Genomic DNA, 14,879 nt, shown 5'->3' on the forward strand with positions numbered 1-14,879 from the left:
ATTCCTATTAAGCCTCAAGCTTCCAGGTGTCCCCGTGGTTTCGGCTTGTGAGGCAGAAAAGTTCCCAACCAGATAAATGCTTTGTTAATGGCCAGGAGAATCCTGCGAATTCTATTTGGTGTATATTCTATAATATCGTAATAACCGCGTAAGTCCAAAACAAATACATCACGCATACTTTTAAGGGGTTTATCCTGATCAAAAGATTCTTGCCATAGGGACCAAACATCTGCCCGCGCAAAGGTACACTGGATAAAATCAATATTTTGCCTGAGCGTAAACTCGTGCAATCGGATCCCTGCGTTGCGGTTAAATGAAAAGGCAACAGTCCCTGGGAAAGCAAATTCATCTTGTCCTCGTTTCAGCAAAAGCGTGATCTCGTCTCCCGCCTTGAGCAAATTGGGTTCTTCCAATTGTATCCCTACCCCTTTATCAGAATAATTTCTCAGGACACATTGATATACATGGCCATCAGGGCGGGAAATTGCGGCCGGCATAACAAAGGTTACTCGGGGTGCTCTGCGTCTTTGTTTTGCTTCAATACTCACACCAAGCGCTCCACCAAGAATAGTAATATTATATAAAGTCCAGATTGTAGTTATAAAAACAGCTAAAATTGTTGGGGCTGGGTCCACAGTCAGGCGAAAGGCAGCCGCAATTAGACCGGCAATATTAATACATAATAAAACGATATAGGGACGTGCTGTGATCCAGTCAACATGCTCTTCTGAAATAACTTTCCCCTTAGGAGTCACATTAAACCTTCCTTTATGGGGATTAATTAAAGCCATGGTTGTTGGTACGGCAATGTACCATGCCATCACTGTCTCATAGATTTCATTCCATAAAAAATGGCGAAAGCGGCCTTGGATGCGGTCATTGGTTAAAATTGCATGGACAATATGAGGGATGGCATAAAGCAAGATCATCACTCCAGAAGCATAAACTACATACGCATTCAAAACTAAAAATGCCGCCGGGGTAATGAAAAAAATTAAACGAGGAACGCCTGAAAGAAAATGTAACATGGCATTGAAATAACAAAGGCGTTGCCCAAATGCCAACCCTTTACCCAATAAGGGGTTATCCATACGTAAAATCTGGACCATGCCACGTGCCCAACGGATACGCTGGGCCACATGGCTTGCAAGGCTTTCTGTTGCCAACCCTGCTGCTAGTGGGATGCGGATGTAAGCAGAATTAAAGCCAAGGCGCTGTAATCTTAATGAAGTATGAGCATCCTCAGTGACACTTTCTACTGCCAAACCTCCAATTTTTTCTAAAGCAGAACGGCGCATAATCCCGCTGGAACCACAAAAATAAGTTGCATTCCAGGTATCATTCCCATCTTGTACCACGCCATAAAACAAAGAGCTCTCATTGGGTGTTTTTCTAAATGATTTCAAATTGCGTTCAAAAGGATCCGGTGAGAAAAAATGATGCGGTGTTTGGACAATCGCAAGTTTAGGATCTTTTAAGAACCAGCCTACCGTTAACTGCAAAAAGGGGTGAGTGATAACATAGTCACAATCAAAAATTGCGATTAAGTCTCCCTTGGAGCGTTTTAACGCATAATTAATATTGCCTGCTTTAGCATGTTCATGGGTTGGGCGGGCAATATAATGTACACCTACCTCCTCCGCGAATGCTTTAAATTCCGGACGGTTACCATCATCCAGGATGTATATATTCAGTTTGTCCTTTGGCCAATCCAAACCCAGAGCCGAGTAAATTCCAGGCTTTAAAATACTTAGATCTTCATTATAAGTGGTGATCATAATATCTACACTTGGCCAGGTAGCCTGATCTGCAGGCAACGGAACTGGTTTTCGATGTAAGGGCCAAAGGCTTTGAAAATAACCCAGGATCATCACTAGCCAGATGTATGTTTCAGCAAAGATAAGCAAGCTTCCAAATAGAGTACTTGAGAAATCATCCCATACCAAAGTATAGGTATAACGCCACCATAAATAACGAGAGGAAACAATCACAGACAGAACCACTAACAAAATAGTACTGACATGCCCTGGGGCTTTGCGGATGCTCATCGCCATTCCCCAAAGGAGCACTACAAAAATAAATTGTGCCAAAGGTTTGAAGGGTTGGGTAATGCAAATTAATAATAATACGGCAGAAAACAGGCCTAATATAATGAAGATAATACGGCGCATCCCACTGCTTGTTTGTTCAAATTGCTGAGTAGTTTTTTGAGTGAGTATATTGTTTTCTATCTGGGCAGGAATTTTTTCAATCAAAGAATAATAATAGTTTAGGGAACGCTGCATCAAATTAGGTTTATCTGATGTTTTATGGGGTATGGGACGAAATATCAAAAGCCATAGGCTTTGAATTAAATAGCGAAAAAAATCTCCTGAGCGGGGATGTTTCCGGGAAATATGGGGAAACCAAAATTGATGATTTTCACGGACCCATTGCCAGCTGGGAGATTCTAGCTTTAAAAAAGTCCAGGCGGCTATATGGGATAAAACAATAATCACCGAACTGAAAAAAGACAGATTAAGATGGTGATGAAAATGATAGTAAAGTTTTTGAGTTTTTCTATTTGCATTATCTGATAAGAACAAAGACATGACCTTACTCATTTTTTCTTCCTTGTCCATTGTTCAGACACCATTCAGCCAATGCATTACAATCTTGCGCGATAAGGCTATGAGCGTGATATTCACCTGTAGGTTTTTTAGCTGCAAGCGCTTCTGCAAGTGCTTCATCACTATGCAATATTAAGGGTAAAAAATTTGGCAATATTCGCTGCCATAAATCATATAAATCTTTTTGTAATGACTTGGCTGGAGAATAATAATTGATTAAAAAATAACAATGTTCCGGAATTTTTTGCTGATGCAAGCGAATATGACAATTCATATCTGCGGTGAGCACCAATAATACCCTATCCGCGCAGGCTAAACCTTGTTGAGTCAGTAAAGTAGCATCGGCTGGCAGGTCAAGCAAAATCCAATGATACTTGTTTTTAGCAATGAGCTCTTCAAAATTTTTTTGCCAGAAAACAGGATTTTCCTGCAGTTCATTTTCCAGATTTACACGCTCTGTCTGGGTTATTTTCCCGAGAGGTAAATAACTTATAAGAGGGCCATAAGAATGGATTTGTTCCTTCCAGTTTTGCTTGTCCAAATGGGCACGAGCCCACCCCTGGGTTTCTTCAAAAGGCATATTAAAATGCAAGCGTAACAAATTGTCGGGAGTAAAATCAATGACCAATGCTGATTCATTCAATTGCTGTAAAGCCCAGGCTAAACCTGCAGCAATCGAAGTAACACCTACTCCTCCACGGATTCCTTGTAGCGCAATAATTGGCATTGTTGGTTCCTATTTTATTTTAGAGTCCAGATCGTTAAACTCTTTCAATAACACCCAACGGTCGATGATTTCGACAATCTTTTCTTGCTTTGAAATATTTACATAAAAAAATTCAGTTATAGAGTGAATCTTACTTAGTGTGAGCAAATCATCCTGAATACCAAGAGATTTCAGTCCATGAAGATCTGTAACCTGTCTCTTCATGTTACACCTTTGCTAACTGTGTATAAATCGGACTTACCCATATAAAAACATAGCTTTCTTTATTAAAAAAATCAATTGACGTGCGGGATAAATCCTAGAAGGGCTCCCCTCTTGCTTTGGGGGATTCCTGGGATGCATACAATGCCTCCTGCCTTTTTTCAATTAGCTCTTGCGCGGCTACAATAATAGGATTTTCTTGTACGTTTTCACCCGGATGATTTAGCTCACAGAATTCTTTATATTGTTTTAATTCCTGTTCTCTCATGTAAAGCTCAAACTCCTTGTAGAACGTCTTTCCTTTTTCTTCCCCAAGAATCTGTCTGATCTCTTCATACAAACCTGTTTTGGGATTACTGTAAAAGCAAATATCAAAAAATTTCTTCTGATAAACAGTAGAGAACTGGTAAGGTTTACCCACCAGAACAGGTATTTGATTAAATAACATATCAATCCCTTGAGTTTGGGGTTCATATTTGGCTTTAAATAAAAGTTCAATGACCTCTTGGCGCTTTTCAGCAGGGACGATAATGGAGCGGCTGGCTGCAAATTTCCTGTTTTCATCATTTAAAAAGGGAGCACCGCCCAAGCGGCCGCCACGTTCAGCAAGGGATAATTTCATGCTCCCATCCTGCATATTTTTTAAGGTGGCCAGCACACTATGCCCCGTAAAACCCGTAGCTTGAAATGCCATGCCCTCACTATCCAGGCGGTTTATTATATCAATAACTGTTGAATCCAATTGAAGTTTATCCAGTGCGGATAATAAGGGGTTAAACTGCGAAGAACACTCTGGATGTTTTTCCTGGATAAAGGCTTTTAAATAGGTTTTTAGCACGCAGACCCCATCATCGAACAATCCCAAACCTAATTTAACCTCTGCATTTGGGAATTTAAGGACTTCATTCAGCTTTTCTCCCCCAAAGATAAAATATAGCCGCCGGCGATTGTAATATTCTCTATAATCCAGCTGATATGCCTCAAAGAAGGACTTGAGGATTTCCTGTGGAACCATATTCAAGTAGTTAATGGTAATTACCGATTGATGTTTATTATTTTTGGCCAAAATATCCGCTCCTGCATTACAAAGCACCGGTACAGCATCCCAATTTTTGCATTGCAGAGCGAGCAATAAAGGAGTATTCCCTTCTGCATCTCTATCTTCCATCATTTTGGTTTTTATTTGAGGATGCGAAGTGGTTAAACGCAGCATCTCTTTTATTTCATCAGTACGCTGAAGCAGGATTGCTGTATGTAAGGGAGTTTCATTGTTATTATTTTTTTCTAAAAGTAAATGCGGACAATGGTTAAAGAGATACTCCATTGTTTTTCCCCAGTAGCCTTTGGCCAATAACAGATGGAAAGCATTATTTCCTTCTGCATCGCGATCCTCCAGGGAAAACCCTTTTTGCCGAAACAAATCCACGAGCCCCTCAGCATTTTGTTTTGCGGCTGCCAATAAAGGCGTTTGTCCTTTGGAGTTCTTATCTTCATGCGAAACCAGGCCCCGTTCCACTAAAATCTTTACAAGATGAACTTGATGGTTTTTTATCGCCACAAACAAAAACTTATCCCCTTCATCATCCCCATCATGAATAGAAGAAGGTTGCTGGGAGAGAAAATAATCCATGAGTTGGATATTTCCCAAACTCGCAGCCAATAAAAAAGGAGTCATTTTAGACTCGTTCTGGGCGGATAAGGAAACGCCTTGTCTTACTAACCATTGTACTGCTTCAAAATCCCCTTTTTTAATTGCATCAAATAAAGCATCTTCCTTTTCCTTTTGAGAAATTTTAGTAAAAAGAAAATCTGCTATTTCGAGATTCTTTGCTTCCAAAACGAGTTGAAAAGCTGTTTTACCTTGCTTATTTTTCTGATTAACGGGTATACCTTGCTCCAGAAGGTAACGAACCATGTCAAGATGTCCATGTTGAGCAGCCCTCATTAACGTAGTTTCGCCCTTCGCATTACTAAGAAACAAATCAATCCCTGCTTTATTTAAAAATTGAAGTGTTTCCAATTGTCCATTTTCAACAGCAAAAAAACTTGCATTCTCCCCATCTTTATTTTTTTTATGCAGATCAGCACCTTTTTCAAGCAAATACTCAATAACTTTTAAACTCCCTCTCCCTGCTGCGATCATAAAGGGGGTATTGCCCTGGTTATCGGTTATTTCAGCAGCGAATTTTTCAGGGAATAATTTAATTGCATCCAATCTGTCGTTATATGCAGCAAAATGGGCAGTGGACCATCCATCCTTGGTTCGGTAAAGAAGTAAATCTTCCCTGCTCCTTATACTAAAAAGGATCTCCAGGGCCGAAACATCCCCCAATGCACTTGCCACCATAATGATTTTGCCAAATCCTTCCCTGCGAAATCCTCCTGCAGGTAATTTCTTTATTTTTTCATATTCGCGCGCAATGACAAGACGGCTTGAGTCACTTAATTTGGGAGCTGATTCCAATAAAGACAATGCCTTTGAGGATGAGTATATATGACAGCATTCGAGAGGGGTAAAACCGTTGCTATTGGAAACTCCCAATACTGGGCTCGCGTATTCCTCAGCGCTTTCTAAAAGTAAACTCAGAATTTCGGCTTGATTGTGAATTGCAGCAAGATGTACCAATGTATTGCCGTTTTCATCAGACATGAGAAAATTTTCTTCATTTACACTCGACATCAATTTTTTAAATTGTCCCAGATTCCCCTGCTTTATCGCAGCTATTAATGCTTGAGTAATCATTGAATAAATCCAATTTAACCATCTCTTTAAACAAGTATAGTAGCCAGGAGAAATCCGGATAAAAATTTAAATTAGAAAGCAAGGGTAAATAAGTTTCGACATATCTTAATTTGCCGGCTTAACTTAATTTATCTTGATAGAGACACAACTCACGTAAAACTGCAGTAGCGTATGCTCCTGCAGGTAAACTGAAAGTGAGCTCCGCTGTATTTTCTATAATATCGCAGGTAAGCTGCTCTGCATGTAAAATATTGGCTCGCCAGTCTTCCTCCAACCCGTAACGCTCTAATCCTGTAAGCCAGGGCTGCCAATCAGCATAAATATCCTCAATTAATTTCAGGGCTTCATCTGTTGCTTTGTTTTTGCTTTTTCCAGGCAAGGGGCTTGCAGGGGAAATATCCCGGTCTTTAATCCTTTTAAATAATTCATTATCCGGGGAATCAACAACAAAAATACTGTTTGAACCGTGAAGCTGCATTACATCCCCAGATAAGGGTATATCCCAACATTGTTGCGAAACCCGGCGGGAAAGAATTAAATTGTAAATCCATGAGCGGGCAGCAGAGCAGTACATCCCTTTTAAAAATCGATCCTTGATTTTGCGGCCCTGAACAAGCATTTCTTCGGCTTTTAGTAAATTATTTATATTTCTGCCAAATCGTTGCTCTCCAAAATAATTGGGGACACCATATTCTTTAATCCGTCCAATACGCTCCAACAAATCTTTCTCATCCGAAACTTCACGCAAACGCACAAGAAAATGATTCCCGGCGAGAAACCCGGGTTTTAATTTTTTATGGTGACGGGTATGCTCCAAAATACGCCAACCGGTTGCTGAAATCTGCTCAATCCCCGGAATCTCTTCTCCCGGGGCGTGGATACTCAGCCATTGGGTAGTTAAAGCGTATTTGTCTTTTAAACCTGCATAACCAATAGCCCTTGGCGGCTTATTTACTAATTTTGCCAGTGACTTAATTACTTCCAGGGTGGTGAGCCCTTTTTTCTCGATTTTAATTAAAATATGTTCCCCTGCTCCAGAAAATGGGGTATTGAAAAATTCATTTACCTGGAAATCTTCAGGGGTATATTTAAAATAAGCTGTAGATTTCGGTAGGCTGTGAGCATAGGACCAGTTTAAAGAATACATAAATAACAACCTCTTAAAATAAACAATTACCTTTATAAAATTTTGATAAAAAACTATATTAATCAAAATATTTTAAGTGCATACTTAAATGAAATGTATATTATTTGTTACTAAATGGATAGATAACAATGAGTGCAACATATCCGCCAATACGCAAAGCTGTATTTCCTGTTGCCGGTTTAGGGACTCGATTTTTACCAGCAACCAAAGCAGCTCCCAAAGAAATGCTGACTGTGGTGAACAAGCCCTTGATTCAATATGCAGTAGAAGAAGCATATGCCGCAGGCATACGACAAATGATCTTTGTAACTTGCCATAACAAACGCGCCATTGAAGATCATTTTGATTATGCCTATCAATTGGAGAATGAACTGCATCTTCATGATAAAAATGAACTGCTATCTATAGTACAATCAGTAACACCTTCAGATATGGAGTGTTTTTATGTTCGTCAAGCAAAGCCTTTTGGACTGGGCCATGCGGTTTTGTGCGCGGAAAAAATTGTATGTAATGAGGCCTTTGCTGTCATCCTTGCTGATGATCTGATGTCGAGTCATATTCCGGTAGTTCGACAACTAACCCAAATGTATGAGGAATTCGGCCACAGCATTGTCGCAGTAGAAACTATTCCCCAGGAATTAACTGAATGTTATGGGATTATACAAGGTGCTCCCTGGGATAAAGAGCTTTTGAGCATCCATCATTTAGTAGAAAAACCTAAACCGCATCTGGCTGCTTCCAATATTGCCATTGTAGGTCGTTATGTTCTTACTCCGAGTATTTTTGACCACATCAGGAAACTACCTGCAGAAGAACATAAAGAAATTCAATTAACCGATGCGATTAATGAATTAGTAAAAAAAGAAACGGTTTTAGCTTTACCTTATGAAGGTAAACGGTATGATTGCGGCAGTGTACTTGGTTTTCTAAAAGCCAATGTGGATTTGGGTAAAGAGCATCCTAGCGAAGGAAAAAATTTTTCCAAGTGGCTTTTAAATAAATAATTTGATTGTGAACGTTTTAATTTGATTTGATTGAGAAGATATATGGAACAACTTAATAAAAAAAATGCTTGGAAGAAGCTCGAAAAATATGCAAAAACATATATTGTCCAGCACTCCGAAACTAAAAATAATTTGATATCCAAAGAGAACATTACCCTGGATTACAGCGGGCAACACGTCGATAAATTAATTATGGATTCACTCATAGAGCTTGCAAATGAGTGTAATCTGCATGAACAAATCCAGGCCATGATGTGTGGGAAACCAATTAACAATACGGAAAACAGACCGGTATTGCATACAGCTCTTCGCGCCCCGGACAATAAAGTCATAATGGTTAACGAACGAAACATTATTCCTGATATAGTCCATGTCCGTAACACCATGAAACAGATTTCCACCAAAATTAGAAATAAAGAATGGCTTGGTTATTCAGGCAAGCCTATTACTGATGTGGTGAACATAGGAATCGGCGGTTCGATGCTTGGCCCTTACTTCTGTATTCATGCATTAAGGGATTTAGTAATCGACACCTTGGGGTTTCATTTTATTTCGGATATTGATCCCCATGCGTTTTCACGCGTCACTGCAAAACTAAATCCGGAAACTACTTTATTTATTATTTCCTCAAAATCATTTACCACGCCCGAAACCCTTTCTCATTTCCAGAAAGCCTTGGCATGGATTGACCATGAGCAAAAATTTAATCAGCATTTTATTGCCATCACGGCAAATGTTAAAAAAGCTGAGGAAATGGGTTTTAAAACAATTCTACCGATATGGGATTGGGTGGGAGGACGTTATTCCTTCTGCTCAGCAATCAATTTAATTTCCTGTATCGCCATTGGTTTTGAACATTTTTCAGAAATCCTTGCTGGGGCGCACAGCATGGACATGCACTTTTGTTCAGAACATTTCACAAAAAATTTACCGGTTCTGCTCGCGTTATTGGGGATATGGAATATAAATTTTTTAAATATTAACAATCTGCTGGTCATGACTTACACCCAAGATTTACAAGACTTTGTCCCCTATCTGCAGCAACTTGATATGGAGAGCAATGGTAAATCAATAAACCGGCAAGGACGTAAAATTGATTATGCTACAGGCCCAATTATTTGGGGAGGGCTTGGCAATCATGCACAACACAGTTATTATCAATTATTGTGTCAGGGAACAAATAAAATAGCAGCAGATTTAATTTGTGTTCGTACTTTTGATGATGACGTAATAAATAAAATGTGTCGCGCTCATAAAGAAGTCTTAACAAAAGGCGGAAATCACGGGGAGAATCCACACAACCATATTGCAGGCGAGATACCGGTAAACCTTCTCTGCCTGGATGAGTTCTCTCCCAGAACACTTGGAGCATTGATTTCTTTATATGAGCATAAAATTTTTGTACAGGGTGTAGTTTGGAATATAAATTCTTTTGATCAACCTGGGGTTGAGAGCTCCAAGGAAATAATACGACAAAATAATTGGATTAGTTAATGCTCAAAACCAGATTCGGTTTAGTATTCTTAAGCTTAATTGCACTGAACACTTTTGCCGATGATTTTAATCCGAAAAAAATTTTATTAGATCAGGTCATTTGGGGCGAAACCTATTATCGAGATGATTTTGTAAAGAATTCACTGGATCGTCTGCAATTAATTGCCCCAGATGATCCAGAGGTTCTTGCTGCACGAATCAGACTGGCAATACGGCAAAAAAACCTTGTTTTAGCAAAAGAACTGCTCAATGAATTAAAACAAAAAGCTCCTGGTTCCGATGCCTACAAACAAGCTCAAATGAGCCTATTGCTTACAGATCCTGACGCCCGTCAAAAACTCCAGCAAGCAAGAATAATGGCGATGTCGGGACATATCGATTTGGCTAAAACCCAATATGATGCTCTTTTCCATGGGGATTTTCCCACACCGGAATTAAGTTCCGAATACTGGCGTCTTGTATCCTACATTCCTGCTCAGCGACAAAATGCATTTAATCATTTACAAATTCTTTATAACTTTTTAAATAGCCATAAAATTTATTCTGATCATGACAATCAAGACAATTGGGCGTATGGACTAAAAGAACGACTCTCAGGATTATGGGTAGCCAACGGAGATCTTGCATTTCGAACAGGCAATATGGATGTGGCAAAAAAGAGGTATCAGCAAGCTATTCTTCTAGATAGTAGCAACTATTTTGCCTGGGTTGGGTTAGGCGAAGTAGAGTTCTTCCGCAAAAATTTTATTCAAGCTGAAAAAGCTTATAAACAAGCTTTAGTCGTTAGCCCAGGAAAAAGTAGCGCCGTTTATGGCCTTATTGGAATTTATAAACGCGAATCTTTGAAAAAGGCGCTGGACTATATCGACAGCTTGCCTGGGGATCTGAAAAGCAAATTTACAGACCTTCGGCTGACTTTGGAAAGCAGCCTCTTCCAAGAGCAGGCAGAACAATTTGAAAATAAAAATCTCTGGCAACAAGCGATCACCAAATACAGCCAAGCATATAAATTGGATCCCAATGATGTGTGGCTAGTTTATCATTATGCCGTAGCATTAAATCATGTAGGTAATTTTCAAAAAGCAAATGAACTGTTTCAAAAGCTGAGCTCAACTCAAAAAAATAATCCAACGCAGGCATATGCCTATGCGCTTTTTCTATCGAGTATAGAAAAATCCCAACAGGCACTAAACCAACTGCAAACTATTCCCCAAAAACAATGGGATGAAAATATGCGTCAATTAGCCCAACGGCTAATTACGGAATTGATTTTAGAACATGCCCAACAATTACGGGATAGCGGAGAGAGCAAGGCCGCAATTGATTATTTAATGCATCAGACACAAACAATCCCCATCAAACTCACTTTGGCTGAATGGGCTTTAAATGATGGTGATTTTGCAACTGCATTGAATTATTATCAAGATGTAAAGGCTCTAGACCCCCTCAATGCTGATGCGAATTTGGGGGTAATCGAATCACTTATCGCTCTGGGAAACAAGAAAAAAGCACATCAATTGCTGGAAGAGCAGCAAAAAATAAATTTAATCTATAACGTGAACATGCAAAGAAGATTAGCCAATGCGTGGACAAGTGTCGGTTATCCACAAAAAGCACTGACCATCTTTAACCGTATCAAACTAGAAAGTATGAATGTTCCTCCCAGCTTGGACAGCTCGCTAATTTTTCGAGATGCGGCACGCTTGGAAACCCAACTTCGTATGCCTAAATTAGCGAAAGAAGATTACAAAAAGGCAATGGTCCAAAGCAACATTACCTCCATTTGGCCTAGCAGCAATGATTATTATACCTACTTGACCCGTAATCATTTGGGAGATGATTGGCTTAAACGCAGTATTCGCTCAGATGCAGCCTTACTTTATAAACAACAAGAAACTCGTGTTACTGTGGATCAAGATTACTGGCGATTAGCCGGTACCGCAGGAATTTCTGATTTACGCGCCCAGGATACCATTACCCAAGCAGATTGGGGATATTTAAATGGACGGGCATATTTTCGAACAGATGCTGTGGGATTGAGTGCAGGCAGTTTTACTACAGATAGCGATGGATTATATTTTAGTGACTTTGGGACTTGCGCTATCGACGGATGCTCCACAGGCATTGCACAACGGGCAAATGGCCTCAGTTGGGATGGAGGCTGGCAAAATCCAGTTTGGGGCTTTGATATTGGCGAAACGCCTATAGGTTTTCCTGTAACTAATTTTATTGGCGGTATCAATTACAGCGGCGAATTCCGGCATATCGGCTGGACGCTCACCGCATCACAACGTCCGATGACTAACTCGTTACTTTCTTTTGCAGGTGCAGTGGACCCAAATACAGGCGTCACCTGGGGTGGAGTCGTAGCTACCGGGTTAACTTTATCGCTGAGTTACGATCGAGGTGAAGCAAACGGTTTCTGGGCAAGTATTGTGGGCAGTGAATTAACCGGAGAAAATGTCCCATCCAATCAACGCATTCTCCTGTTCGATGGTTATTATCACAAATTTATCAATGAAGACAACCGACGTTTTATTCTTGGGCTTAACAACATGGTCTGGCATTACGATAAGAACTTGTACGGTTTTAACCTGGGCCAAGGTGGATATTATAGTCCTAATTTTTATTTGTCATTCACTACCCCTATTGACTATCGCAAACGCACAGCTAACTGGTCATATGAGTTAGGTGGAACGCTAATCTGGTCTTACGCGACAACTAAAAATCTCCTGGATTATCCCTTACCTAATGCCATACCAAATTTTGATCCTGCAGAAAACTCCATCCAAACCGGAGGAAATAGTACAGGTTACGGCTATTCTTTGCTGGCATTGGTAGAACGTCGTCTTGGATCTCATTTTATGGTTGGAGGATTTGTAAATATTCAGCAATCAACAGATTATACGCCAAGCAATCTTGTTTTTTTCCTCCGTTATTCTCTTGAAGGTTGGCAGGGCGATATGGACATGCCTATCATACCTTTAGTACCCTATTCTACTTTTAGATAGTACCTAACTCGTAAGTACTATCATCTTTAATAATTATTAAACGGTTTAGCCGGAGGGACAGATTTTCCTGGGTTCCTGCGGCTCAAAAGATTTATCTTCATTATTGTTTTGGGAAGTTACTGGAGTTAGGGATACGGTACCCAATTACTGTCGCCTTTTAGTAAAATGTAAAACTTGTCTTGATACTTCATTACTGTAACGCCTTCATTTGAGGAAACAAAGGCTGTTTTTGGCAAATTTTTAGTTAATTCTTGCAAACTTGCATTTTCCTGTTTAAATATTTTGCCGTCTACTAAGCGAGCCATTAACTCTGAAATCGCTAAATAACTGCTTGGCTCATTCAATTGGATTTGAGTGGGTTTTGATTTCAAACCAATAAATTTAATTCCGACAGGGATTTGGGTAATACTTGGACTGGGTATATCGCGCAACCCGGGCATCTGTAACTTGTCCCCAACAAGATTAGCTCCATGCTCAGGGATAAAAATAATAACTGCTTTGCGCCCTGCTTTCTCCAGGGCACTAAAAAAGTTCATTGTTTGATCCAAAAGTTTTTGTGCGCGCGGTTCATAAGGTGCAGGTTTACTATCGCCAATAAAGGTGTTTCCATCATGGAGAGAAATTTCATTAAAATAGGTGACATTACGTGTTTTAGCCGATGTATCCTGTTGTTTCAGCCAGCGATCCAGTAACTGAGCATCATCTGAAAGCATTTTACCATCAAAGGAAACAAGATCAGGAGAAATACCTGCTCGGGACAACATGGGTACATCATCCAAACCTCCAAACTCTTTAATTTCCTGGAGAAAATTACCGAATATTCCCCCGTGGTCAAGCATGTATTCTGGAGAAAAGCCAAGATTAGCGAGGTTGTCTAAAATATAACACTCTTTGGGTACGGGTTTATAAAGGTCGGCATGCGATGTTTCCCCACAGCTTGCACGAAGTAAACGAATCGCAGCAGGACCACTGTATGAAGCAACTGAATTGAAATTATTAAACATGATATCAAATTTGCTCCACAGGGGATGATTGCGGAGGTGAACCGCATCAATATCTGCCCAGGCGAGAGAGCAGATCTGGATGAACATGATATCAAAAGGCTCGGCATCTGCAGAAAGAGAGGCTGCAAAGGTCGTATGTAAATTTTTCTGTTGATCATAAAACTGATTCAAATAGGCATTCAGATTTTCATTAGTGGGCGGCAAATTACTGTTAAGTTCGATTCCGCTGGGAGTAGTTTCCACTTTTTCTGGTTCATTTTTTGCAACAACTTTACCGGGACCTGGTATGAAATTAACAGTAGAAGGCATTAAGCTCATAAGGTTTAACCAAATTAGCCCAATAGTCGTAAATACCGTAAGGCGAATCCATTCAGAAAGAAACAGGTATGCAACTAATAAGACAAAAGCCATCCCTAACAGTTGCCAATTGATAAATCGATTCAATAACTCCCAAAGATAGTCTGAGCTAAATGAAAACAAATTGCTGCCTTGACTCATGATGGAGGCTAATCCAGGCAACCATGTATCATGATAAAAGAGTACAATACCTATTGGAATAGAGAGCCAGTTGCGACAGCGATGAAGTAAAACTGAAGGTAAAGGAAACACCAGGAATGCCAAAAAAACCAGGTTAACGAAAGGATGAAAATTTAAATAACCCGCCCATAGGAGTGCAAATTTTAACAAGAAATAATAGTTCCAGCCGTTAATATCCCGCCATACGGTAGTAATTTTTTGTTGTAATTGTACTGTTTCTATCATTTATTATTCGTTATCCCTAATTATCGAGTGCACACAAGAGGAAAGAGAACCGTAATTTTAGTGTAACAGGATACCGAGGATATTCAATGTAAAATAGTTATTTTTCATTGACTTCTATTTATCTATTGCTTGACAGAACCCGATGTATCTTGTATTTTTTTGTTAAAATTTCAAAAT

9 protein-coding genes are annotated in these 14,879 nt (G+C 39.7%); 3 read left to right on the forward strand and 6 right to left on the reverse strand.

The window, feature by feature from the left end; translation table 11 throughout:
• Positions 1 to 14: 14 nt before the first annotated feature.
• The 5 genes from bcsA to truD all read right to left on the reverse strand — a co-directional run bounded on the left by bcsA (position 15) and on the right by truD (position 7,427).
• On the reverse strand, positions 15 to 2,603 hold the full coding sequence (gene bcsA, locus KYQ_RS07695) for a UDP-forming cellulose synthase catalytic subunit (RefSeq protein ID WP_019349822.1): 2,589 nt from the start codon (positions 2,601 to 2,603) through the stop codon (positions 15 to 17).
• Positions 2,596 to 3,336, reverse strand: coding sequence for a cellulose biosynthesis protein BcsQ (gene bcsQ / locus KYQ_RS07700; RefSeq protein WP_010653150.1), 741 nt, complete (start codon positions 3,334 to 3,336; stop codon positions 2,596 to 2,598). The genes bcsA and bcsQ overlap by 8 nt, the downstream gene beginning before the upstream one ends.
• A 9-nt stretch (positions 3,337 to 3,345) precedes the next feature.
• Positions 3,346 to 3,540 carry a cellulose biosynthesis BcsR family protein gene (locus KYQ_RS07705; protein WP_010653149.1) on the reverse strand — a complete coding sequence of 65 codons (195 nt, stop codon included), beginning with the start codon at positions 3,538 to 3,540 and terminating at the stop codon, positions 3,346 to 3,348.
• Positions 3,541 to 3,634: 94 nt separating this feature from the next.
• Positions 3,635 to 6,280 (reverse strand): ankyrin repeat domain-containing protein, encoded by a 2,646-nt coding sequence (locus KYQ_RS07710; RefSeq protein WP_019349823.1) that lies wholly within the window; start codon positions 6,278 to 6,280, stop codon positions 3,635 to 3,637.
• A 118-nt stretch (positions 6,281 to 6,398) separates the two neighbouring features.
• A complete protein-coding gene (gene truD, locus KYQ_RS07715) occupies positions 6,399 to 7,427 on the reverse strand; it encodes a tRNA pseudouridine(13) synthase TruD (RefSeq protein ID WP_019349824.1) in 1,029 nt (342 codons plus the stop codon).
• Between the two features lie 128 nt (positions 7,428 to 7,555).
• Between truD and galU the strand changes: the two genes are divergently transcribed.
• From galU to bcsC, 3 genes are read left to right on the forward strand one after another with little or no spacing between them, the layout of a single operon-like run.
• On the forward strand, positions 7,556 to 8,431 hold the full coding sequence (gene galU, locus KYQ_RS07720; RefSeq protein WP_010653146.1) for a UTP--glucose-1-phosphate uridylyltransferase GalU: 876 nt from the start codon (positions 7,556 to 7,558) through the stop codon (positions 8,429 to 8,431).
• Between the two features lie 42 nt (positions 8,432 to 8,473).
• Positions 8,474 to 9,925: a glucose-6-phosphate isomerase gene (gene pgi, locus KYQ_RS07725; RefSeq protein ID WP_010653145.1), complete on the forward strand. Its 1,452-nt coding sequence runs from the start codon at positions 8,474 to 8,476 to the stop codon at positions 9,923 to 9,925.
• Positions 9,925 to 12,936, forward strand: coding sequence for a cellulose synthase complex outer membrane protein BcsC (gene bcsC / locus KYQ_RS07730; protein ID WP_019349825.1), 3,012 nt, complete (start codon positions 9,925 to 9,927; stop codon positions 12,934 to 12,936). Before pgi ends, bcsC begins: the two co-directional genes overlap by 1 nt.
• Positions 12,937 to 13,061: 125 nt before the next feature.
• Here the strand turns inward: bcsC and bcsG are convergent, their stop codons facing one another.
• Positions 13,062 to 14,702 (reverse strand): cellulose biosynthesis protein BcsG, encoded by a 1,641-nt coding sequence (gene bcsG, locus KYQ_RS07735; protein WP_019349826.1) that lies wholly within the window; start codon positions 14,700 to 14,702, stop codon positions 13,062 to 13,064.
• Positions 14,703 to 14,879 lie beyond the last annotated feature (177 nt).

This window comes from Fluoribacter dumoffii NY 23 (assembly GCF_000236165.1).
GTDB lineage: Bacteria > Pseudomonadota > Gammaproteobacteria > Legionellales > Legionellaceae > Legionella > Legionella dumoffii.